General features: G+C 59.9%; 20 protein-coding genes and 1 riboswitch. Of the genes, 8 read left to right on the top strand and 12 right to left on the bottom strand.

What is annotated here, in order from left to right; genetic code table 11:
- Positions 1-186 precede the first annotated feature (186 nt).
- The gene (gene gyrB, locus QZ498_RS00995; protein ID WP_294619316.1) at positions 187-2604 is read left to right on the top strand and encodes a DNA topoisomerase (ATP-hydrolyzing) subunit B; all 2418 of its coding nucleotides are present in this window, start codon (positions 187-189) and stop codon (positions 2602-2604) included.
- Positions 2605-2638: 34 nt separating this feature from the next.
- On the opposite strand, the gene QZ498_RS00990 is transcribed toward gyrB, so the two are convergent.
- The 7 genes from QZ498_RS00990 to QZ498_RS00960 form a co-directional block, all read right to left on the bottom strand.
- The gene (locus tag QZ498_RS00990) at positions 2639-3952 is read right to left on the bottom strand and encodes a pitrilysin family protein (RefSeq protein WP_294619379.1); all 1314 of its coding nucleotides are present in this window, start codon (positions 3950-3952) and stop codon (positions 2639-2641) included.
- A complete protein-coding gene (locus tag QZ498_RS00985; RefSeq protein WP_294619314.1) occupies positions 3949-5280 on the bottom strand; it encodes a pitrilysin family protein in 1332 nt (443 codons plus the stop codon). Before QZ498_RS00985 ends, QZ498_RS00990 begins: the two co-directional genes overlap by 4 nt.
- Before the next feature lie 88 nt (positions 5281-5368).
- A complete protein-coding gene (locus QZ498_RS00980) occupies positions 5369-5896 on the bottom strand; it encodes a DUF3035 domain-containing protein (RefSeq protein WP_294619312.1) in 528 nt (175 codons plus the stop codon).
- 52 nt (positions 5897-5948) lie between these two features.
- Positions 5949-6422 carry a signal peptidase II gene (lspA, locus tag QZ498_RS00975; RefSeq protein ID WP_294619309.1) on the bottom strand — a complete coding sequence of 158 codons (474 nt, stop codon included), beginning with the start codon at positions 6420-6422 and terminating at the stop codon, positions 5949-5951.
- A gap of 57 nt (positions 6423-6479) precedes the next feature.
- On the bottom strand, positions 6480-8069 hold the full coding sequence (gene purH, locus QZ498_RS00970) for a bifunctional phosphoribosylaminoimidazolecarboxamide formyltransferase/IMP cyclohydrolase (protein ID WP_294619307.1): 1590 nt from the start codon (positions 8067-8069) through the stop codon (positions 6480-6482).
- Between the two features lie 31 nt (positions 8070-8100).
- On the bottom strand, positions 8101-9852 hold the full coding sequence (locus QZ498_RS00965) for a heparinase II/III family protein (protein WP_294619305.1): 1752 nt from the start codon (positions 9850-9852) through the stop codon (positions 8101-8103).
- A 202-nt stretch (positions 9853-10054) separates the two neighbouring features.
- Positions 10055-11323: an RsmB/NOP family class I SAM-dependent RNA methyltransferase gene (locus QZ498_RS00960; protein WP_294619303.1), complete on the bottom strand. Its 1269-nt coding sequence runs from the start codon at positions 11321-11323 to the stop codon at positions 10055-10057.
- A gap of 65 nt (positions 11324-11388) precedes the next feature.
- Here QZ498_RS00960 and QZ498_RS00955 point away from each other — a divergent pair, with 65 nt between their 5' ends.
- The 4 genes from QZ498_RS00955 (at position 11389) to thiD (ending at position 13968) form a co-directional block, all read left to right on the top strand.
- On the top strand, positions 11389-11574 hold the full coding sequence (locus tag QZ498_RS00955) for a DUF1674 domain-containing protein (RefSeq protein ID WP_294619301.1): 186 nt from the start codon (positions 11389-11391) through the stop codon (positions 11572-11574).
- 45 nt (positions 11575-11619) lie between these two features.
- Positions 11620-11712: riboswitch (TPP riboswitch) on the top strand.
- A gap of 59 nt (positions 11713-11771) precedes the next feature.
- Positions 11772-12560: a hydroxyethylthiazole kinase gene (gene thiM, locus QZ498_RS00950; protein ID WP_294619299.1), complete on the top strand. Its 789-nt coding sequence runs from the start codon at positions 11772-11774 to the stop codon at positions 12558-12560.
- Entirely contained in the window at positions 12557-13168 is a 612-nt protein-coding gene (gene thiE, locus QZ498_RS00945; RefSeq protein WP_294619297.1) for a thiamine phosphate synthase, read from the top strand. The genes thiM and thiE overlap by 4 nt, the downstream gene beginning before the upstream one ends.
- On the top strand, positions 13165-13968 hold the full coding sequence (gene thiD / locus QZ498_RS00940; RefSeq protein WP_294619295.1) for a bifunctional hydroxymethylpyrimidine kinase/phosphomethylpyrimidine kinase: 804 nt from the start codon (positions 13165-13167) through the stop codon (positions 13966-13968). Before thiE ends, thiD begins: the two co-directional genes overlap by 4 nt.
- A 38-nt stretch (positions 13969-14006) precedes the next feature.
- Here the strand turns inward: thiD and QZ498_RS00935 are convergent, their stop codons facing one another.
- The 3 genes from QZ498_RS00935 to QZ498_RS00925 all read right to left on the bottom strand — a co-directional run bounded on the left by QZ498_RS00935 (position 14007) and on the right by QZ498_RS00925 (position 16355).
- A complete protein-coding gene (locus tag QZ498_RS00935) occupies positions 14007-14861 on the bottom strand; it encodes an SDR family oxidoreductase (RefSeq protein WP_294619377.1) in 855 nt (284 codons plus the stop codon).
- A 243-nt stretch (positions 14862-15104) separates the two neighbouring features.
- Positions 15105-15860 carry a class II aldolase and adducin N-terminal domain-containing protein gene (locus tag QZ498_RS00930; RefSeq protein WP_294619293.1) on the bottom strand — a complete coding sequence of 252 codons (756 nt, stop codon included), beginning with the start codon at positions 15858-15860 and terminating at the stop codon, positions 15105-15107.
- 72 nt (positions 15861-15932) lie between these two features.
- Entirely contained in the window at positions 15933-16355 is a 423-nt protein-coding gene (locus QZ498_RS00925) for a VOC family protein (protein ID WP_294619291.1), read from the bottom strand.
- A 96-nt stretch (positions 16356-16451) separates the two neighbouring features.
- On the opposite strand from QZ498_RS00925, the gene QZ498_RS00920 reads away from it, so the two are divergent.
- The 3 genes from QZ498_RS00920 (at position 16452) to QZ498_RS00910 (ending at position 19309) form a co-directional block, all read left to right on the top strand.
- Positions 16452-17927 (top strand): AMP nucleosidase, encoded by a 1476-nt coding sequence (locus QZ498_RS00920; RefSeq protein ID WP_294619289.1) that lies wholly within the window; start codon positions 16452-16454, stop codon positions 17925-17927.
- Positions 17928-18065: 138 nt separating this feature from the next.
- Positions 18066-18353: an HU family DNA-binding protein gene (locus tag QZ498_RS00915; RefSeq protein WP_294619287.1), complete on the top strand. Its 288-nt coding sequence runs from the start codon at positions 18066-18068 to the stop codon at positions 18351-18353.
- A gap of 83 nt (positions 18354-18436) precedes the next feature.
- Entirely contained in the window at positions 18437-19309 is an 873-nt protein-coding gene (locus QZ498_RS00910; RefSeq protein ID WP_294619285.1) for a DMT family transporter, read from the top strand.
- Here the strand turns inward: QZ498_RS00910 and QZ498_RS00905 are convergent.
- Together QZ498_RS00905 and QZ498_RS00900 are read right to left on the bottom strand one after the other, a co-directional pair.
- Entirely contained in the window at positions 19306-19986 is a 681-nt protein-coding gene (locus QZ498_RS00905; RefSeq protein ID WP_294619283.1) for a UTRA domain-containing protein, read from the bottom strand. The genes QZ498_RS00910 and QZ498_RS00905 overlap by 4 nt on opposite strands.
- Positions 19983-21344 (bottom strand): formimidoylglutamate deiminase, encoded by a 1362-nt coding sequence (locus QZ498_RS00900; RefSeq protein ID WP_294619281.1) that lies wholly within the window; start codon positions 21342-21344, stop codon positions 19983-19985. Before QZ498_RS00900 ends, QZ498_RS00905 begins: the two co-directional genes overlap by 4 nt.
- Positions 21345-21357: the final 13 nt, after the last annotated feature.

Genomic DNA, 21357 nt, shown 5'->3' with positions numbered 1-21357 from the left:
GCCCCCCGGAATTTCGTACGAAAACGGCAGGTGTTGCGTACGACTCGTACGTTCGAACCCCCTGTTAACCCCTTGATTTGCGGGGACGAGTCACTTCGGCATAAAACCACAATCTATTGTGGTGATTGCGTGACATTGCCACAAGAAAAGCGTATAAAATCGCAAACGTGATAGGGATAAAAAAGCATGGCCGAAGCAGTACCATCACCCGAAGAGTATGGCGCCGATTCTATCAAGGTTCTCAAGGGGTTAGAGGCTGTTCGCAAGCGGCCCGGCATGTACATCGGCGACACCGATGACGGCTCTGGTCTGCACCACATGGTCTATGAGGTTGTCGACAACGGCATCGACGAAGCGCTTGCCGGACACGCCGACGCCGTAACTGTCTCAATCCACAAGGATTCTTCCGTTTCGGTCAGTGATAACGGCCGCGGTATTCCGGTCGATATGCACGAGGAAGAAGGCGTTTCCGCGGCCGAGGTCATCATGACCCAACTGCACGCCGGCGGAAAGTTTGACCAGAATTCTTATAAGGTTTCCGGGGGCTTACACGGTGTTGGCGTTTCGGTTGTGAACGCCCTTTCCGATTGGCTGGAACTGCGTATCTGGCGAAATGGCAAAGAACACTATGCCAAGTTCGAACGGGGTGAGACCGCCGAGCACCTCAAAGTCGTGGGCGATGCCAATGGCAAAAAGGGTACCGAGGTGCGGTTTCTTGCCTCGACAGACACTTTTTCCAATCTCGACTATAGTTTCGAAATTCTCGAAAAACGCCTGCGCGAACTGGCCTTTCTGAATTCCGGCGTGCGCATCATTCTGCGCGACGAACGCCCCGAAGAACCGCTTGAAACCGAGTTGCATTACGAGGGCGGTGTTAAGGAATTCGTCAAGTACCTCGATCGCCATAAAGCCCCGATGATCGAAGAGCCGATTTTCGTGACTGGCGAGCGTGACGACATCGGTATCGAAGTCGCGATGTGGTGGAATGACAGCTATCACGAGACGGTTCTGCCCTTCACCAACAACATTCCCCAGCGAGATGGCGGCACGCATATGGCGGGCTTCCGTGGGGCGCTGACACGGACGATTCAGAAGTACGCGCAGGAAAGCGGGATCGCGAAGAAGGAAAAGGTTAATTTCACTGGTGATGACGCGCGTGAAGGTCTGACCTGCGTGCTGTCCGTAAAGGTGCCCGACCCCAAATTCTCCAGCCAAACCAAGGACAAACTGGTCAGTTCCGAGGTGCGCCCAGCTGTTGAGAGTTTGGTAAACGAAAAGCTGTCCGAATGGTTCGAAGAGAACCCCAATGAGGCCAAGCAAATCGTTGGTAAAATTATCGAAGCGGCCTTGGCCCGTGAGGCCGCCCGCAAGGCGCGGGAATTGACCCGCCGCAAAACGGCGATGGACGTGAATTACCTCGCTGGCAAGCTCAAGGATTGTTCGGAAAAAGACCCTGCAAAAACCGAACTTTTCATCGTTGAGGGTGACAGCGCCGGGGGCTCGGCTCAGACCGGGCGCGACCGTGGAACACAGGCGATCCTACCGCTCAAGGGTAAAATTCTTAACGTTGAGCGCGCACGCTTTGACCGGATGCTATCCAGCCAAGAGATCGGCAATCTTGTCATGGCGCTTGGCACTGGGATTGGACGTGATGAGTTCGATATTTCCAAACTGCGCTATCACAAGATCGTTCTGATGACCGACGCTGACGTTGACGGCGCGCATATTCGGACGCTCTTGTTAACCTTTTTCTATCGCCAGATGCCTGAGTTGATCGAGGGTGGTTACCTTTATATCGCCCAACCGCCACTATACAAAGTTATGCGAGGAAAATCAGAGGTTTATCTCAAGGATGAACCCGCGCTTGAGGATTATCTGATCCAACAGGGGACTGTTGACGCGGTTCTACGCCTTGGCTCGGGCGAGGAAATCGTGGGTCAAGATCTGGTGCGCGTGGTCGAAGAAGCGCGGCAAGCCAAGAAAATTTTGGAAGCCTTTCCAACACATTACCCGCGTCACATCCTTGAACAGGCCGCGATTGCCGAGGCCTTCGTGCCGGGTCGAGCTGATGCCGATTTGCAGGGTGTCGCCAATGCGGTGGCCTCCCGCCTTGACCTGATCGCGCTTGAATACGAACGTGGCTGGCAAGGCCGCCCCACCCAAGACCAAGGCATGCGTTTGACCCGCATGCTTCGCGGTGTGGAAGAGGTCCGTACCCTTGATGGCCCTGTCCTGCGCGGTGGCGAAGCGCGGAAACTAGGGCAGATGACAGAAGGGCTACGAAGCATCTACAAAGAGCCTGCGACGCTTGTCCGCAAGGAGCGGGCACAGCAAATCTACGGCCCGCTTGACCTTTTGGATGCGATCTTGAAGGAGGGTGAAAAAGGCCTGACACTTCAACGCTATAAGGGGCTCGGCGAAATGAACCCGAACCAACTTTGGGAAACCACCCTCGACCCCGAAGCGCGCACTCTTTTGCAGGTGAAGGTGGATGACGTGGCCGAGGCCGATGACCTTTTCACCAAGCTCATGGGTGACGTGGTGGAGCCGCGTCGCGAATTTATTCAGCAAAACGCCCTAAGCGTCGAAAATCTTGACTTTTGAACGCTTGCGCCGCCGTCATGGGCGGCGCAGGTATCTAGTTGATCGTGCTTTGAAGCCCTTCAGGCTGTCCAGTGATAACAAAGGTCAGGCTTGAAGGGGCAAGCAGCTTTTGGGCCACGCGATTAACGTCTTCCAATGTCACGGCTTCAACCATTGCATTCCGATTCAAGATGTAATCCGTGGGCAGGTTTTCCATCTGCATGGCGACCGTGATATCCGCGATCGGTCCATTGCCATCAAACCTAAGGGGATAAGCCCCCGTGAGATAGGTCTTTGCATCCTGAAGTTCCTGTTCGCTTACGCCGTTTTCCCGGATGCGCGCCCACTCGTCACGGATCACTTGTACGGCCTCAGCGATCCGATCATTGGCTGACGAAACAGACCCCATCCAAAGTTGTGCACCATCTCGATCGGCAAGGTAGGAATACACGCCATAGGTAAGCCCGCGTTTCTCACGGACTTCTTGCATTAGGCGGCTTTCAAAAGACCCGCCGCCAAGGATGTGGTTTAGTATGTAGGCGGCGAAGAAATCGGGATCATCGCGATCAATGCCGGGCTGCGCGAACACGGCGACAGATTGCGGTGTTTCAAAATCGACAACCTTAACTCCCCCGGGAAGGTTAACCTCCGCGGGCCCGGGCAGGGGGGCACCGGTTTGGGGCAAATCCCCGAGCAGGTCATCCAAAAGGCGCTTCAATTCGTCTTCTGTTATGTCGCCAACGGCGCTGATGAATACACGATCTCGTGCAAGGGCCGCCTTATGTGCGTCCAAAAGGTCTTGCCGTTCAAGGCCGGAAACGCTTTCAACCGTGCCATTGAGTGGCGTGGAATAGGGGTGCTCACCATAGACCAGCTTATCGAACGCCATACCGGACAGATCCCGCGGATCCTTGAGGCTGGAGCGGATATTTGAGATGATCTGCGCACGAACTCTCTGGATGGCCTGTTCATCAAACCGCGGATTCACAAGGCTTTCACGGAGCAACGATACGGCGTCTTCCTTGTTCTCTGTCAGGAACCGGGCCGATATGCTGATGGCGTCGTCGCTGGTATCATATCTGAAAGACGCCGCGAGGCTTTCTGTCGCTCTGGCAAAAGCACGCGCGTCCATGTCGCCAGCCCCTTCTTCCAAGAGACCGACCATTAGGTTCGTTGCCCCGCGTTTGCCTCGAGCATCAAGCGATGCCCCACCACGGAAGCGTAATTCAAGCGATACGAAAGGAATATTGTGTTCTTCTACAAGCCACGCCTCCAGCCCATCCGGTGTCGTGATTTCCTTTACGTCGACATCGGCCTTGGCAGGTAGCGCGGCCAAGGTGAGGCATATGGCAAGAATGTAGCGGATCATTGTGTAACCTCCGGAGCGGTTAGCCACCCGGTAACAGATTTCTTTCGATCGAGGACCTCGGCGGCGGCCGCCATGATGTCTTCGGGCGTTATAGATTGAAGGATCTCGGGCCATGCTTGCACGTCCTCCACCGTTAGGCCCTGTGTCAAAGCTCGCCCATACCGATTGGCAAGCGCGCTTACATCGTCGCGTGCATAGATTTGCGACGCGCGGATTTGCATTTTAATGCGCTCCAGATGCTCGGTATCAACGCCGGTTTCCATGAATTCAAGCAGGACATTGTCCAAAGCGTCTTCGGCTTGTTGAAGCGTTACGCCAGGTGCCGGAACTACGAAGAAATTCAAAGTCGTGTCATCCAGCGATGTCGCGCGATAGTAGGCAGAGGTGTGAACCGCGGTCTGGCTCTCGAATTGCAGTTTCTCAGCCATTATTGAGGTGCTACCTCCGCCCAAGAGGTCGGCCAGAAGCGTCAGAGCTGCGGCCTTTTTCTGCGCTCCGCTGTCGCGTTCGGGCGCCAAGTAGCTACGGCTTACATAAGGTTGGGCGACGCGCGGGTCCTCAAAGGTCAAGCGGCGTTCGGCCATCTGAATCGGCTCTTTCGCGCGAACGCGTTCGGGTAATTCAGGGTTGGCGGGAAGGACTCCATAATAGGTTTCCGCCAATTCGCGCACCTCGTCCGGCTCCACATCTCCCGCAACGACGAGCACGGCGTTGTTGGGGGCGTAATATGTGTCGTAATAATCTAGGGCCGCTTCTAGGTCCAACTCCAGCATTTCGTGACGCCAACCGATAATCGGAATGCCATAGCTGTGGTTGAGATACTGAACGGCGGCCTTTTGCTCGCGGAACAGCGCGCTTGGGTTGTTTTCTACCCTTTGATTTCGTTCCTCGATAATGACGTCGCGCTCGGTGGCGATATCGCCCTCGTCCAGCTGCAAATTTACCATGCGATCACTTTCCATCCGCATCATCAATTCCAGCCGGTCTGCTGCGACGCGCTGAAAATACGCGGTGTAGTCATAGCTGGTAAAGGCATTGTCGCGACCACCATTTCTTGCGACCGTTGCCGACAACTCACCGGGTTCAAGGTTCTTTGTACCCTTGAAAAGAAGGTGTTCAAGAAAGTGCGCGACTCCCGAGACACCGGGTTTTTCGTCCGCCGACCCAGCCTTGTACCAGACCATGTGAACAACAACCGGCGCGCGGTGATCTTCGATGACAACGACTTCCATACCGTTGTCGAGAGTGAAGTTTGATACCTGTTCCTCGGCACGAAGCGGAAGAGCCGCAGTACCGATAACCGCCAAGCAGGCTAAAAGCAGACGCATGTACCTTCTCCGTAAATCCGACTACCTACGAAGATACGATGAGCGTGCTTCGTTTCAAGCGCGTTGACAAAGCCGTGAGGCCAAGTCCCTATTCCGGTTCCGGTGGAGCTGCGGGCGTTTCGATGCCAAGGCGACGCAAGCGGCGTTGCTCGGCATAGCTGTTCAACCACTGACGCTTGTAAGAATTGGTGTAATCATCGGTTGGCCCAATGCGCAGGATGTTCCGCCGACCATGGCGGCGGCGAACTTCAGCGTCTTCCACGGCTAGTGTTTGGCGGATTCCACTTTGGACACCGTAACGCGACGTGTGACGCACCAATCCCGCATCCCTTTGAGACGCGGCCCCGGTATTGAGCGCAGCTGGATTACCTCCCAAGGCGGCGACGCCGTCGGCCTTTGGATTTTGATCCGTAAGGTTTGCGGCGCCCGGTGTGGGGGCTGGAAGTGCTTGGTAGCTTTCTGGTGCCTGAAGCTCTTTACCGGGAAGAATCGAGAATTCGTCCGGGCCTTCACTTGGCTTTTCGATCCGCCTGAGTTGCACGTCCTCGCCACGGTTGGAGCAACCTGCGACAGTTGCAAGAAGAACGACCAAAAGTGTTACACGCGATAAGATCATCGCCCCTCTCCGAAAGGTTTCGACACAGGCTTATCGCATCCAGCCGCCAAGGTCACGAGGCGTTTTTCTTATCATTGCTGAAGATCACCATTCCGAAGGCTCCAACAAACACTGCGATATCCGCAACGTTGAAGGCGTAAGGGTTGTTGATCCCGCAGCACGACATGTTGATGAAATCGGCGACAGCGCCGTAGATGAGCCGGTCGATAACATTGCCAATCGCGCCGCCCACCAAAAGACCGGCGGCGATTTTTTGCCACCGGCCTGCAGGGTCGACGTGGACCCACCAGACAACGGCGGCAGAAATAACCAAGGCAACACCGATCAGTGTCCAACGTGTCAGGGGGCTGTCTTGCGCCATCAATCCGAAATTGATGCCGTAATTCCATGCCATGCGAAGGTTGAAATAGGGTGGCCAGACATCAATCGCCCCGACCCTAGGCAGACCAAGCAAGTGCACGACAATGTATTTCACAAACTGATCGACCAGGAATGTGCCGATCGCCACCCAGATGACGGTGCGCATTATGCTCTCCTGCCTCATGGCAAGGCTCAGATTTGGCCTCGCCTAGTCTACATTGCTCTAGTGACGGAAATGCCGCATTCCGGTCAAGACCATGGCAAGCCCTGCCTCGTCTGCTGCAGCAATAACTTCATCATCACGCATGGAACCGCCGGGGTGAATGACCGCAGTTGCGCCTGCTTCTGCTGCGGTCAGAAGGCCATCGGCAAAGGGGAAAAATGCATCCGACGCGACCACGCTGCCTTGGGTCAACGGTGCGGGCAGATCAAGCGTATCGGCCATGTCCTGTGATTTGCGCGCGGCGATGCGGCAACTGTCTACGCGGCTCATCTGGCCGGCCCCTACCCCCACTGTCGCACCGTCTTTGACATAGACAATGGCGTTTGACTTCACATGCTTGGCAACCTTCCATGCGAACAGCATGTCGTTCATTTCGGTCTCTGTCGGCGCGCGTTTCGTGACGACTTTCAAATCATCCTTGGTCAGGCGACCGTTGTCCTTGTCTTGCACCAGAAAACCACCCGAGACCTGTTTGAGCACAAGCGCCGCCTCGGAGGGGTCGGCGAGGCCTTCGGTGGTCAAAAGGCGCAGATTTTTCTTGGCAGCAAAAATCGCTTTGGCATCCGCATCTGCTCCTGGGGCGATGACAACCTCTGTAAAGATCTTCGAGATTTCTTCTGCGGTTGGCCCGTCCAGTGGCTGGTTCAGAGCGATGATCCCACCAAAGGCAGAGGTGCGATCACAGTCGAAGGCTTTGGTATAGGCCTCTTGCAGAGACTCGCCGCGTGCCACGCCGCAAGGGTTTGCGTGTTTGATGATCGCGCAAGCCGGACCATCCGCAGGGTCGAATTCGCTGATCAGCTCGAAAGCGGCGTCGGTATCATTGATGTTGTTGTAGCTGAGTGCTTTGCCCTGAAGCTGTTGGGCCGTGGCAACGCCGGGACGGTCTGAACCATCGGTATAGAATGCCGCGTTCTGATGTGGGTTTTCACCATACCGCAAGGTTTGTGCCAACTGGCCTGCCAAAGCCCGGCGGCGAGGCGCGGATTGATCCAAAGCGTCAGCCATCCATGTCGAAACAGCTGCGTCATAAGCACCGGTCCGGGCATAGGCTGTCAGGGCCAGACGTTGCCGGAACGCATAGGTGGTCTGCCCTTCGTTGGCGGCCAGTTCTTCAAGCAATACGGGGTAGTCTTCGACATCCACGACCACATTGACGAACGCGTGGTTCTTCGCAGCTGCCCGGATCATCGCAGGGCCGCCAATGTCGATGTTTTCAATGCAGGTGTCATAATCCGCGCCATTGGCAACGGTTTCCTCGAAGGGGTAAAGGTTGACTACCAACAGGTCGATACCGCCGATTCCGTGGTCTTGCATGGCCTTGACGTGATCATCGTTGTCACGCAGTGCCAGGAGACCTCCGTGTACCATCGGGTGAAGGGTCTTTACGCGGCCGTCCATCATCTCGGGAAAGCCCGTGACCTCCGCGACATCCCGCACCTCAAGTCCAGCATCACGAAGCGTTTTCGCGCTGCCGCCGGTGGACAGGAGTTCAACACCACGCTCGGCCAAGGCGCGGCCAAGGTCGACCAGTCCAGTCTTGTCGGAAACGGAAAGCAGGGCACGGCGCACGGGGGCGAGATCGGTCATTGGCAGCAGATCCTTGGGTCTTGTGTTTGGCTCATTCGTCTTCGGTTACTGGAGCAAACTCGGGCTCTTCCTGTGCGAGGTCGCGGATGCTGATCGGCGTGTCCTGAGCTTTGGCCAGTGACCATCTTATTCGGGTCGCATACTCCATTGTGCGGCCGGATAGAACGATCTGTTTGGTCGCACGCGGTTTCAGACGTGTTCTTTCGAGGTAAACACTTGATTGCAAGGACATATTGGTGCGGCCGTCGCATCGAAAAACCCAAATCTCGCCGCTCTTCAGGGCCATTGATACGGCGCTGCCCGCCATGTCGAGGGATGCGTCGACTTCGGGGTGAAGGTGAAAGCGGATTTCAAACGGAATGCCTGCCAACCGCTTGAGGTCCATTGCCTTGTCAAATTGCTTCTGATCCTTCGGAGCAAGTGCGGCAAGCATGTCTTCTCCGGCGACCGCGCGGCCATCGAAAGTGAGGTCGAGAATGCGGGCGTGGGTCACGCCGTAGGCCGGGACATAGCCATTGTGACCGCCTTCGAAGCGCAGTCCATCAGGTGCCTTGAGCATTTGAACGGGAACGTCCGTTGGTGTTTTTGTCAATAAATCCAAATCTTTGCGCCTATTTCCCAATTGCGCGCTAGAGCGCCCATCGAGCATCAGCGTGGAATGCGAGGGCGTCGCACGACCCGCGCGGCGCCAGTCTTGCCCGAAACTGGCCCCGGAACCGCAGTTAACGATGAGCGGGCGGCGGCCGGAGGTTAGTTCAAATGCGAGGGTCGAGGCATGTGCATCTGAGGATGCTGTGCCCTTCGGTGGCGGCGCGGCATCAATGATCAGGCTGGTGCGCCCCGCGCTGATGCGTGCATAACCCATTGATAGCCCGTTAGATTTTCGACCTTTAACACCGCTTGTGGCAAGGGCGGTGTCCAGACGTCCTTCGAGCCCACGCCCGCCGCCATGGAACCGGGCGAGACCGCCATCGGAGTGCCGGAGGGTACGCAAGGTGGGCGCGATGCGTTCGATCGCAGCCCAATGCGAATCGCTGGCAGGCTTTCCGGCTTCGCTAAGGGCCATGGCCGACCATGTCAGCAGGGTAAAAACTTCCAGCAATTCCTCGGGGTTGCGGGTCGGAATGCCGCCTTCCTCGTCGATCTGTGTTTTACATTCATGCGAGAGCGCGCGCAGCGCTGGCTCGACATGGGTTTCCATTCCGTCAAGAGAGAGACCGGCGTAGATAAGGCCGGTCAATGCTTCGAATCTGGGCAGGCCAGGATGCGCGCCCTTCCATCGGCGAGAAAGGAAAATTGTTTGTTGTGCCAAGGACTTATAGAAAGCGTCCGACGCATCGCGGTCACGGGTTTGCAACAAGAAAAGCGCATGTGAAATCCAGCGGATCAAGCGGCGGCCTGTGAGGTTGGGGGTCCAGCCTGGGCCGCGGCCGGGGCCGAAACGGGTGATCCAAGTCCAAAGCCAATCCTGTGCCCGGGTGCGGGCCGGAAGATCGCCCACGGCGGCCAGATCATCAAGCCAGCCAAAGCCGTGCAGGGCTTGGGCATAGTCGATATCGGGCGCGTTCAAATCCCAGATATTGGTCTCCGGCTCTTGCAGAAGATGACCGGAAAACAAGAAGTTACCGGCGCAAAGCTGTCTGCCTCGGGCAAAGCTGCCGATGGTGCGAGGATCGGGATTATAGGTAAACCCCGTGGCCGGGCGCGAGAGCGTGGCGCGCTTGGCTTCGATACGATCAAGGATGCGCGAGACCCGCGCAGACAGGTTTTCCGGGTGTGACATATGCCTTGCCTCTGAACGCTCTTTCCGGCGCCGTTTTGCCGGGACTATACCGCGAGGCAGGCGGCAAGTCACCGCTGGAATCTGTCCCTTTGCCTAGGGAGGCAGGATTTTCGTACGACTCGTACGCTTACCTGCCCATTTTCGTACGAAAATCAGGGGGTCGCCAAAACCCTTCGTACGAGTCGTACGAAACCCGGGCCGGTCAGCGCCGCAGACAGGCGATATAGAATCCGTCCATCCCGCCCAGATCGGGCCAGAGATCAGGGCGAAGGCGAAGGCCGCCTTCATCGGTGATCCAGTCGGGGTCGATGCCCGGACGGTCGAGCGCGGAACGATCGACGGTCAGGCCGGGGTGACCTGCGCACGCATCGTCAACCTGACATTCACCTTCGTCCGGCAAAAGCGAACAGGTGCAAAACACCAAACGCCCGCCGGGCTTGAGGAGGGTCAGGGCATGGGAGAGCATGGACGATTGCAGCGCGATAAGCTCGCCGAACTCAGAGCCGTCCTTGGCGAAGGGCAAGTCAGGGTGGCGGCGGATGGTGCCGGTGGCCGAACAGGGCGCATCGAGGAGGATGGCGTCATAGGGGCCGCCGGTATGTTCGAGCGCGTCGCCGGTAAGGCAGTTGGCCGTGAGGCCACAGCGGGCGAGGTTTTCGGTGACACGCTCCATCCGGCGCGGCGAAAGATCAAGCGCGGTGACATCGGCGCCGGCGGCGGCGAGTTGCAGGGTCTTGCCGCCCGGTGCGGCGCAAAGATCGAGGATTTTCTCGCCCGATTGGGGGGCGAGGATTTTCACCGGCAGGGCGGCGGCGGCATCCTGCACCCACCAATCGCCGGTATCGAAGCCGGGAAGGGTGGAGACTTGGGCTGCGTCGGTGAGGCGGATCGAGCCGGTGGGTAGCAATTGGCCGCCCAGTCTTTCGGCCCATAGGGCGGCGTCGGCCTTGGGCGTGATATCAAGCGGTGCGCCTTGGAAGTGCGCGAGTTCCATGGCATTGACCCGCCCCGCGCCCCATGCGGCCACAAGCGGATCGCGAAGCCATTTGCGCAGGCGGGGGATGCGCAGGTCATTCCATGAGCGCGCGCCATCCTCGGCGGCCTTGCGCAGCACGGCGTTTACCAGCCCCTTGAGGTTGCCATAACGTTTGTGGCGCCCGACAAGGCCCACCAGATCGTTGACCACGCCATGGGCATCGCCGCCCATGCACAGTTCGACCGTACCAAGCCGCAGTATGTTGAAGACATGCAGCGGCGGGGGTTTGCGCAGGTGACGATTGAGCAAGCGGTCGGCCCGGTCGATACCGCGCAGGGTGTCGTTGGCAAGGCGCTGGGCGCGGGCGCGGTCAGCGGGGTCGAGCCGGTCAAGTTTCCCGGCGGCGATGAGATCGGACATGAGCCGCCCTTCGCCGATCACCTGATCGAGAAGGTAAACCGCGCTTTGGCGGGCATTGGGCGCGGGATGCGGCATGGGTTCTCCTTGGACATGGGCGTGGCGCGGCGTATATCAGGGGTAGAAATGCAAAGGAAGAACCCATGACAGACCAGCAAAAGGACCTTCCAGAGGCGGCCAAGCGGGCCTTGGCCGAGGCCGAGGAGCGCCGGCGATTGGCCGAGGCCGAAGCGCAGGCATTGCCCAAGGAATTGGGTGGTCGGCGCGAAGGGCTGGAGCCGGTGCGCTATGGCGATTGGGAAAAGAAGGGCCTTGCGATTGATTTTTGATCGCGTGGCTTTGTGGTTGACGCCGCTGGCGTGACCCATAGGTTAAGGGTGCGACAGGGGCGCCCCGGACGGGGCTGAGACGGACCCTTTGAACCTGAACCGGATCATGCCGGCGGAGGAAGTCGCGGGGATGATCAGCCTTTTTCGCGCATCGCGTTCTGCTGCCCCGCCTTTTTCCGGCGGGAAGGAGAATGACGATGGAAAAGATTGGCACCTATCTTGAAGGCATGCGCGCCACGCCGCCGCTTGTGCAGAATATCACCAACTATGTTGCGATGAACGTGATGGCCAATGTGATGTTGGCCGCGGGCGCCTCGCCCGCGATGGTGCATGCGCGCGAGGAGGCGGCGGAATTTGCCGGGATCGCCAGTGCCTTGACCGTGAATATCGGCACGCTGGACCCTGAATGGGTGGCGGCGATGGAAGAGGCCGCGCAGGTGATGAACGAGGCGGGCAAGCCGTGGGTGTTGGACCCTGTGGCGGTGTTTGCGACCGGATTCCGGCGCGCGGCGGTGGAGCGGCTGGTGGCGCTGAAGCCGACGGTTATTCGTGGCAATGCCTCGGAGATCATGGCGATTGCAGGTGTGCAAGCCTCGGGCCAAGGGGCCGATGCCGGTGATGCGGTTGAGGCCGCCGAGGAGGCTGCGCGCGGATTGGCCAAGGCGACGGGCGGTGTTGTGGCCGTGACCGGCGAGGTGGATTTCGTGACCGATGGGGCGCGGGCCTATCGCGTGGAGAATGGCCATGCGGTGATGCCGAAGGTGACTGCGTTGGGCTGTTCTTTGACGGGAGTTGTGGGCGCTTTTGCGTCTGGACAGCCCGCTTTGGAGGGTACGGTTGCGGCGCTGGCCTATTACGGGTTGGCCGGCGAGCGTGCCGGTGCGCGCACGGATGGCCCGGGCAGTTTTGCCGTGGCGTTTCTGGATGAGTTGCACGGGATGACGCCCGAGGGCTTGAGCGCCGGGGCGCGGGTGCGCGCGGCATGATCGGGCCGGTCTATTTCATCACCGACCCCGGTGCGCCTTTGTCGGTTGAGGAACAGGCCATGGCGGCGGCCCGGGGAGGGGCCGCCGTGGTGCAGTTGCGTGATAAACATGCCAGTGACGACGAGATGCTGGAACTGGCGCGGCGTTTGCGCGGGGCTTTGCCGGGGGATGTGAAACTGGTGATCAACGACCGGGTCGATGTGGCGGTTTGGTCGGGCTGTGATGGGCTGCATATCGGTCAGGGCGATGGCGATGTGGTGGCCATTCGCAAACGGCTGGGGCCGGATCGGATTTTGGGGCTGTCGATTGAGACCGAGAGCCAAGTTGCGTCCATCCCGACGGGCTATGTGGATTACATTGGTGTGGGGCCGGTGCGGGCGACGGCGACGAAGCCGGATCATGCCGCCCCTATCGGGTTTGACGGGTTGGCGCGGATCATTGGCGCGGCGGGATTGCCCGCCGTGGCGATTGGTGGGATCGGGCCGGGCGATGCGGGGCAGGTGAAACTGGCCGGGGCCGAGGGGGTGGCTGTGGTGTCGGCCATTTCGCGAGCCGAGGATCCGGAGGCGGCGGCGCATGGGTTGTTGGAAGAATGGGGGCAAGCATGAGTGAGCGTGTGGCAAATATCCTGTCGATTGCCGGGTCGGACCCGTCGGGGGGTGCGGGCATTCAGGCGGATTTGAAGGCGATTTCGGCCAATGGCGGTTATGGAATGGCTGCTTTGACGGGGCTGACGGCGCAGAACACCCGAGGGGTGCAGGGGGTTGAGCTTGTATCGCCTGAGTTTGTTCAGGCGCAGGTCAAGTCGATTCGCGATGACATCCGGGTGGATGCGGTGAAGATCGGGATGCTGGGCACCGCCGAGATTATCGAGGCGGTGGCCGGGGCCTTGGAGGGTTTGGAGGCGCCTGTGGTGCTGGACCCGGTGATGGTGGCCAAGGGCGGGGACAGGTTGTTGCAGGCGCAGGCGGTGGCCGCGTTGCGCGATGTGCTGTTGCCGCGGGCGGCGGTGATTACCCCGAACCTGCCGGAAGCGGCGGATTTGCTTGGGGAAGACGAGGCGCCGGATTTGGAGGCGATGGAAGGCCAAGCGCGGGCGCTTTTGGATTTGGGCGCGCGGGCGGTTTTGTTGAAGGGTGGCCATATGGGCGAGGCGGAGGCCGTGGATTTGCTGTGTGAAGGGGAGGGGATGACCCGTTTGCGCGCGCCCCGGCATGAGACCCGCAATACTCATGGCACGGGCTGTACCCTGTCGTCGGGTTTGGCGACGTGGTTGGGGCGGGGCGATGACCTGCGGCAAGCGGCGACCAAGGCCAAGGATTACATCAGCGGTGCGATTGGTGCGGCGGATGATCTGGAGGTGGGGCAGGGCCACGGGCCGGTGCATCATTTCCACGCGCTTTGGTGAGGCGCGCTCGGCAGCCCTGACGGGCTTTCTCGCTGAGGTCAGTCGGATTCGGCGAGGAGCGCCTTTAGCCCTCTGCGATAGTCAGGGTAGATGAGGTCAACGCCCAGTTCGTCTTTCATCCGGGTGTTATCGACGCGTTTTGACTCGGCATAGAAGCTGCGGGCCATGGGTGTCATCTCGGCGGTCTCGAAGTCTTCTTTGGGGGGGAGTGGTGCGCCGAGGAGCTTGGCGGCGTAGCCGATGACATCCTGTGGCGGCGCCGGGTCATTATCGCAGACGTTATAGGCGGCACCGGGGTTGGGCCGGTTGATCGAGGCCTCAAGCACCTGCGCGATGTCATCCACATGGATGCGGCTAAAGACCTGCCCCTCTTTGACGATGCGGCGCGCGGTGCCTTGGCGGACCTTGGCGAAGGGTCCGCGACCGGGGCCGTAGATGCCCGCCAGCCGGAAGATGTGCAGCGGCAGGTCAGGGATGGTTTGCCAATCGGCTTCGGCCTGCACGCGCAGGTGGCCGCGTTTGGTGGAGGGGGTGAGGGGGGTATCCTCTGTCACCCACCCGCCTTGGTGATCGCCATAGACGCCGGTGGTGGAGAGGTAGCCCGCCCAGTCGAGCCGGGGGGCGATTTCGGTGATCTCGTCGCGGTAGTGATTCAGCGTCGGATCGCCCTCGTCATTGGGGCCGGCGGAAATGAGCAGGTGTGTGGCCTCGGCGAAGGCTTGGGTCAGGTCGCCATCGGGCCAGAGCACCGGGATCACGCCTTCGGCGCGCAGGGCCTCGGCCTTATCTGCGCTGCGGGTGGTGCCATAGATGCGCCAGCCTTGTGGGACAAGGCGGCGGGCAAGGGCGCGGGCGGAATAGCCATGGCCGAAGGAGAGAAGTGTTTTGGTCATGTGGGATGAATTGGGCAGTTGGCGGCGAAAGGCAAGGGGGAATGAAAGGCGCGGGATCAAGGCGCGCAGCGCCGCCGCGCCATCGGCGGGCCGCACCCACGGCCCGGCGATTGGGACAGTTTCGCGCACTGCCTGTCAGTCACGCGCCAGTTACTGGGATAAAGTGCTATATGACTTTCGTTGGGTCGCCGCGCCGCGGCCCGCCGATGGCGCGGCTTTCCACCTTGATGGCGATGTCTTGTTTCAACTGGCGTATTTATCGCCTTCCTCGTCCAGGATCGCCTTGAGTTCAGCCAAATGGCGTTCGTCCTGTTCGGGGTAGCCTTCCAGCTCTTGTGCGGTTTTCTCGGCCACGTCATCCGACAGAACGCGCAGGGGCTGCCCGGTTTGCAGGGCGCGGATGTAGGTTTCGGCGGCGCGTTCGAAGTAATAGAGGCGGTTGAAGGTTTCGGCGACGGTATCGCCGATGACCATGACGCCGTGGTTGCCCATGATCATCACCTTTTTCTTGGGGTCATTGAAAAGCTGGGCGCAGCGTTCGCCCTCATCCTCGAAGGCCAACCCGCCGTAGTGGTCGTCAATCACGTAGCGATTGAAGAAGGTGGCGCAGTTCTGGTCGATGGGGGGCAGGTTGCTATCGGCCAATGTGGCCAGAACCGTGGCGTGGATGGAATGCACATGCATGGCGCAGCGGGCGTGCGGGCAATGGCGATGCAGCCCGCCGTGCAACCCCCAAGCGGTGGGATCGGGGGCGCCGGGGTTGTTGAGGGTGTCGGGGTCGTTGGCGTCGACCTCGATCAGGTCGGAGGCCTTGATGCGGGAAAAATGCATCTGGTTGGGGTTCATCAGGAACCGCGTGCCATCGTCGTTGATCGACAGGCTGAAGTGGTTGGCCACACCTTCGTGCATGTTGAGGCGTGCCGTCCAGCGGAAGGCGGCAGCCAGATCGACCCGTTCTTGCCAATGCGTGAGATTGGCGGTTTGTTTCGGTGCGTTCATGGGTGTTTCCTTTCACGGTTTGACGAAAGGGTCAGCGAGGGTGGTGCCGAAGTCAATGGGTTGAGGCGCAGTTCAGGCCTTTGGCCTTGACGGAACCCAGCAATAACCATCGGGACACAGGATATAGCATTCGCGCAACCCGTGTGGTTTGTCACTGGGAGCTTGGAGGATTGTGCCGCCGGCCTCTTCGGCACGGGCGGCGGCCATCTCGGGGTCGCAATCATATAGCCGAATTTCGATGCCTGCGCCGCGCGGTGGGTTTTCGGGCAGCAGGCTCAGCAGCGGGTTCTCGGCATATGTGCCATCGGCATGCAGTTGCAGGATGCTCCTACCTTGGGACATGATTGCGAAATCCTTGCTCAGGCGATGGGCTGTCATGCCGAAGACAGCCTCCAGGAACCGGGCGGTGCGCGGCACGTCGGTGACGAGGATATTGAAGCCAAAGCCGCGAAGCGAGGCACCGAAGTCTTCCGGGCTGACGGTTTCGAAATCCATGGTTGCCTCGCGTAGATAAAGGATGCGGTCAGGTTGATTGCGCCTCTGGCCCGTGTCAACGTGCCCAAGCGACAGGTGTCGAAAGGAAAGCGAATGGTGAGCGATGATCCTCAGGTTTCGGTGCCCGAGGTGCCCCCGCGCGAGGGGTTTACCGACGCGGCGGCAGCCGTGGAGCGATTGGAATTGCTCTATGACCGGGCGGTTGCGTATCTGTGCGATGCCTTTCGAGGGGCCATGGCGGGGGATGTACCGCAGGCCCGAATGCGGGCCTACTATCCTGAAATCCGCATTACCACGCAAAGCCATGCTCAGGTGGACAGCCGCTTGAGCTTTGGCCATGTGGCCAACCCCGGCACCCATGCGGCGACGGTGACGCGGCCCGCTTTGTTTCGCAATTATCTTGAGCAGCAGATCGGGCTGTTGCTGACCAATCATGAGGTGCCGGTGGAAATCGGCGTGTCCGACACGCCGATGCCGGTGCATTTCGCGGTGGCCAATGACCCGGGCATGACCGTGCCGCAGGAGGGGGCGGCGCAATTCACGCTGCGCGATGTCTTTGACGTGCCCGATCTGGCGACGACGAATGATGACATCGTGAACGGGATTTTCCAGTCGGGGCCGGATGGTGTGGGGCCTTTGGCACCCTTTACCGCGCAGCGGGTGGATTATTCGCTGGCGCGGTTGGAGCATTACACGGCCACTGACCCCGGTCATTTTCAGAACCATGTGTTGTTCACCAACTACCAGTTTTACGTCAGCGAGTTCGAAGCCTTTGCGCGCCGGGCGCTGGGCGATCCGCAGAGTGGCTATACCGCCTTTGTGGGCACCGGGAATGCCGAGATCACTGGGCCGGATGAGGATTTGCAGGTGCCTGCCAAGCTGCCGCAAATGCCGACCTATCACCTCAAGCGCGCCGATGGGTCGGGGATTACCTTGGTCAATATTGGGGTGGGGCCGTCGAATGCGAAGACGGCGACGGATCATATCGCCGTGTTGCGGCCGCATGCCTGGGTTATGGTGGGGCATTGCGCGGGGTTGCGCAATTCGCAGCAGTTGGGCGATTTCGTGCTGGCGCATGCCTATTTGCGGGAGGACCGGGTGTTGGACGCGGACCTGCCCGCGTGGGTGCCGATCCCGGCCTTGGCGGAAATCCAGATCGCGTTGGAGCAGGCGGTGGCGCATGAAACCGAGCTTGAAGGCTATGACCTGAAGCGGGTGATGCGGACCGGTACGGTGGCCAGTTTCGACAACCGCAATTGGGAACTGCGCGAACATACCGGCCCGGTGCAGCGATTAAGCCAAAGCCGGGCGATTGCCTTGGACATGGAAAGTGCCACGATCGCGGCCAACGGGTTTCGGTTTCGTGTGCCTTACGGGACGCTGTTGTGTGTGAGTGACAAGCCGCTTCATGGGGAATTGAAACTGCCCGGCATGGCGAGCGATTTTTACAAGGCGCAGGTGGCGCGGCATCTGATGATCGGAATCCGCGCCATGGAGACCCTGGCGACCATGCCATTGGAGCGGATTCACAGCCGGAAACTGCGGAGTTTCGAGGAAACCGCGTTTTTATAGGGGAAAATCCGAAGAAAATCGTGACAAAATGCAGGAAATCGGCTTGCCTTTGCCCACTATTCATTGTGTTTAATCGCTATATACAGTTAAATCACGCGCATGAGGCCCAAGAGACGGGCAGACACAGGAGACCAGAAAATGGCAAAACCGATGACCAAAACCCAGCTTGTTGCGGCACTGGCCGAAGAAATGGGCACCGACAAGAAATCCGCCAGCGGCGCGCTGGACTCGATCATCAACATTATCACCCGGGAAGTTTCGAACGGCGGCGCCGTGACCCTGCCGGGCGTCGGCAAAATTTATTGCCGCGAGCGCCCCGAGCGCATGGTACGCAACCCTGCCACCGGTGAGCAGATCAAGAAAGACGCCGACAAGGTGGTGAAGATGACCATCGCCAAGGCGCTGAAAGACAGCGTCAACGGCTGATCTTGCATCTACTGTAAGTTTCAGGGAAGGGTCGCCCATAAGGCGGCCCTTTTCATTTGGGGTCATGAGAATCGAGGGCAGGCATGGATATTCGCGCAATCGTCATGGGGGTCGCCTTTGCGGTGATGTGGTCCAGCGCCTTTACCTCGGCGCGGATCATCGTGGCCGCGGCCCCGCCTTTGACGGCGCTGAGCCTGCGGTTTTTGATCTCGGGGCTTTTGGGGGTGCTGATCGCCCGGATGCTTGGGCAAAGCTGGCACCTGACGCGCGGGCAATGGCGTGCGACGATCATCTTCGGGATTTGCCAGAACGCGCTTTATCTGGGGCTGAACTTTGTGGCCATGCAGACGATCGAGGCCAGTTTGGCGGCGATCATCGCCTCGACCATGCCCTTGTTGGTGGGCTTGGCCGGGTGGTTGATTTTCGGGGAACGGATTGGCGCGCTGGGCCTGATCGGCCTTTTGGCCGGGGTCGCCGGTGTGGTGATTATCATGGGCGCGCGTTTGAGTGGTGGCGTGGATATGTACGGCCTTGGCCTTTGCGTGGCCGGGGTGATTGCCCTGACCTTCGCCACCTTGGCGGTGCGCGGGGCCACGTCGGGCGGGAACTTCCTGATGATCGTGGGGTTGCAGATGTTGGTCGGCAGCGTGGTTCTGGGTGGTGCGGCACTGGGCCTTGAGACAATCGAGGTCGATTGGAGTTGGACGCTGATCGCGGCCTTTGCCTATACCACGCTTGTGCCCGGCTTGGCGGCAACGCTGGTTTGGTTTTTGCTGGTCAACCGGATCGGGGCGGTCAAGGCGGCAACCTTCCACTTCCTGAACCCCTTTTTGGGTGTGGCGATTGCCGCGATAATCCTTGGGGAGCAATTGGGCCTGCGCGAAGGCTTGGGCGTTGCGGTGATCATGGGCGGCATTCTGGCGGTACAACTGTCCAAACAGAAGCGCGTGGCTTAAGGCCGTTCGCCAATCGTTGTGCGGATGCTGTAGCCCGGTGCATAGAACAGGCGGACGACGGTGACCGGCCTGTCGTGATCCCAAGTGGTACGGTCTGTGATGAAGAGCGGCGCACCGGGGGTTGTTTTCAGGTGTTCGGCCTCCGACGCTTTGGCGGGTTGGGCCGAGAAGGTGATATCGCCGTGGGTGTAGGGAACATGTGCCAAGAGCCATTCGTTGGCGCTGTGGGTTGCGAAGGGTTGTGACGTGGCCTGTGGCACGGTGGCAAGGCTGATCCAGCGATCTTCGAGCGCGAAAGGCGCGCCGTCGGCGCGATGCAGCGCGGTGATATGCAGGGCCTTGCCGCAAATCGGATGATCCCCTGTGACACGCGATAGAAGGGTATAGTCATGCGTCTTGCCCTGCGCTTCGATCTCCTGCCGGATGATGGGGATGTCCAGTGTTGCGCGGCTTACGGGGTGCAGGGCCACGCGCGTTCCGGCCTTGCGGCGGCGTTCGAGAATGCCATCCTCGGCCAAGGCGCGCAGGGCGCGGTTGACGGTGGCGCGGGCGCAGCCGAATTCGGCGGCAAGGTCAACTTCGTTCGGGAGAGGGTGACCGGGAGGCCAATCGCGGGCGTGAATACGGCGCAGCACTTCTCCCTGGATGGCTTGCCATGTGTTGAATTGGTCGGTCATAGCGCCTCGCGCAGGGGGGTGATGGCCTTGCGGTAGGCTTGAACGATACTGTCGCGGGCGATGTGGCGGCCGTTTTGCACCATGTGGCGGCCAGCGGACCAGACATCTCGCACCATTCGGTCGGAGCCAGCGAAGATGTAGCTATCGAGCAGGCTGTCGCCAGTTTGCCCCAAGAGGTCAATATGTTCACCGTCAAGCGCCAAGAGGTCGGCCCAGAGACCGGGGGCGATTTGGCCGGTGGCGCGGCCTGCGGCCTTTGCGCCGCCCGTGCAGGCGGCCTCGAACAAGCTGCGGCCGGTGGAATGGTTCGCCGTGGCGAGCGCGGCGCGCGAGTGATCGCGCAGGCGTTGGGAATACTCCAGCGTGCGGAGTTCTTCGGACAGGGAAATGCGGATGTTGGAATCCGAGCCTATGGCGATGTGCCCGTCATGGTTCATCCAGTTCACGCCGTCGAATATCCCGTCGCCCAAGCTGCTTTCGGTGATCGGGCAGAGGCCCGCCACGGCCCCGGCTTGGGCCAGCCCCTTGGTTTCATGCGGTTGCATTTGGGTGCAGTGGATGAGGCACCATTGATCGGTGATATCGGCATTGGCCAAAAGCCATTCCACGGGGCGTGCGCCGAGGGCGGATTGCACCTCGTCCACCTCGGCCTGTTGCTCGGCGATGTGCATGTGGATTGGGCCGGTTTGGGCAATATCAGAGACTGTTTTCAGATCCTCCGGCGCAATGGCGCGCAGGCTGTGTGGCGCGATGCCTAGGTTGGCATCTGGGTGGTTTGCAACGCTTTGGTTGAGATCCTCAATCAGTTGGGCGAATTGATCTGGCGTATTGCCGAAGCGGTCTTGGCCAGTGGTCAGTGCGCGTCCGTCGCAGCCGCCGAAGCGGTAAAGCACGGGTAGGATCGTGAGGCCAATGCCGGATTGGTCGGAGGCGGCGATGATGCGATCGGCCATTTCGGTGAGGATGGTATAGGGTTGGCCGCCCGGTGCGTGATGGAGGTAGTGAAACTCCGCGTTGGTGGCATAGCCCGCTTCCAGCATTTCCATTTGGACGAGGGCCGCGATGGCCTGCACATGATCAGGGGTGAGCCGATCAAGAAAGCGGTACATCAGGCGGCGCCACGACCAGAAGCTATCTTGACCTTCGGGGCCACGGTACTCGGTCAGGCCAGCCATGGCGCGTTGGAAGGCATGGGAATGCACGTTCACCGGCGCGGGCACGAGCGGGCCGGTGCGTTGGCCTTTTTCCGGTTGGTTGGTCGTGACCGATGCGATGCGTCCGGTGTTGTCGATCTCGACCGCGACGTTGTTGGCCCAACCGTGGGGCAGAAGGGCCATGGGGGACCAGAGGGTTGTCATCGGCAGGTCTCGT

Origin of the sequence: uncultured Roseovarius sp. (assembly GCF_913057115.1) — a bacterium.
GTDB lineage: Bacteria > Pseudomonadota > Alphaproteobacteria > Rhodobacterales > Rhodobacteraceae > Roseovarius.
This window is presented reverse-complemented; position numbering and strand designations above follow the sequence as displayed.

Bases quoted from the DNA above. Each gene is read 5' to 3' on its own strand.
- gyrB (WP_294619316.1), top strand. From the start codon at position 187: ATGGCCGAAGCAGTACCATCACCCGAAGAGTATGGCGCCGATTCTATC.
- QZ498_RS00990 (WP_294619379.1), bottom strand. From the start codon at position 3,952: ATGATCCGCTACATTCTTGCCATATGCCTCACCTTGGCCGCGCTACCT.
- QZ498_RS00985 (WP_294619314.1), bottom strand. From the start codon at position 5,280: ATGCGTCTGCTTTTAGCCTGCTTGGCGGTTATCGGTACTGCGGCTCTT.
- QZ498_RS00980 (WP_294619312.1), bottom strand. From the start codon at position 5,896: ATGATCTTATCGCGTGTAACACTTTTGGTCGTTCTTCTTGCAACTGTC.
- lspA (WP_294619309.1), bottom strand. From the start codon at position 6,422: ATGCGCACCGTCATCTGGGTGGCGATCGGCACATTCCTGGTCGATCAG.
- purH (WP_294619307.1), bottom strand. From the start codon at position 8,069: ATGACCGATCTCGCCCCCGTGCGCCGTGCCCTGCTTTCCGTTTCCGAC.
- QZ498_RS00965 (WP_294619305.1), bottom strand. From the start codon at position 9,852: ATGTCACACCCGGAAAACCTGTCTGCGCGGGTCTCGCGCATCCTTGAT.
- QZ498_RS00960 (WP_294619303.1), bottom strand. From the start codon at position 11,323: ATGCCGCATCCCGCGCCCAATGCCCGCCAAAGCGCGGTTTACCTTCTC.
- QZ498_RS00955 (WP_294619301.1), top strand. From the start codon at position 11,389: ATGACAGACCAGCAAAAGGACCTTCCAGAGGCGGCCAAGCGGGCCTTG.
- thiM (WP_294619299.1), top strand. From the start codon at position 11,772: ATGGAAAAGATTGGCACCTATCTTGAAGGCATGCGCGCCACGCCGCCG.
- thiE (WP_294619297.1), top strand. From the start codon at position 12,557: ATGATCGGGCCGGTCTATTTCATCACCGACCCCGGTGCGCCTTTGTCG.
- thiD (WP_294619295.1), top strand. From the start codon at position 13,165: ATGAGTGAGCGTGTGGCAAATATCCTGTCGATTGCCGGGTCGGACCCG.
- QZ498_RS00935 (WP_294619377.1), bottom strand. From the start codon at position 14,861: ATGACCAAAACACTTCTCTCCTTCGGCCATGGCTATTCCGCCCGCGCC.
- QZ498_RS00930 (WP_294619293.1), bottom strand. From the start codon at position 15,860: ATGAACGCACCGAAACAAACCGCCAATCTCACGCATTGGCAAGAACGG.
- QZ498_RS00925 (WP_294619291.1), bottom strand. From the start codon at position 16,355: ATGGATTTCGAAACCGTCAGCCCGGAAGACTTCGGTGCCTCGCTTCGC.
- QZ498_RS00915 (WP_294619287.1), top strand. From the start codon at position 18,066: ATGGCAAAACCGATGACCAAAACCCAGCTTGTTGCGGCACTGGCCGAA.
- QZ498_RS00910 (WP_294619285.1), top strand. From the start codon at position 18,437: ATGGATATTCGCGCAATCGTCATGGGGGTCGCCTTTGCGGTGATGTGG.
- QZ498_RS00905 (WP_294619283.1), bottom strand. From the start codon at position 19,986: ATGACCGACCAATTCAACACATGGCAAGCCATCCAGGGAGAAGTGCTG.
- QZ498_RS00900 (WP_294619281.1), bottom strand. From the start codon at position 21,344: ATGACAACCCTCTGGTCCCCCATGGCCCTTCTGCCCCACGGTTGGGCC.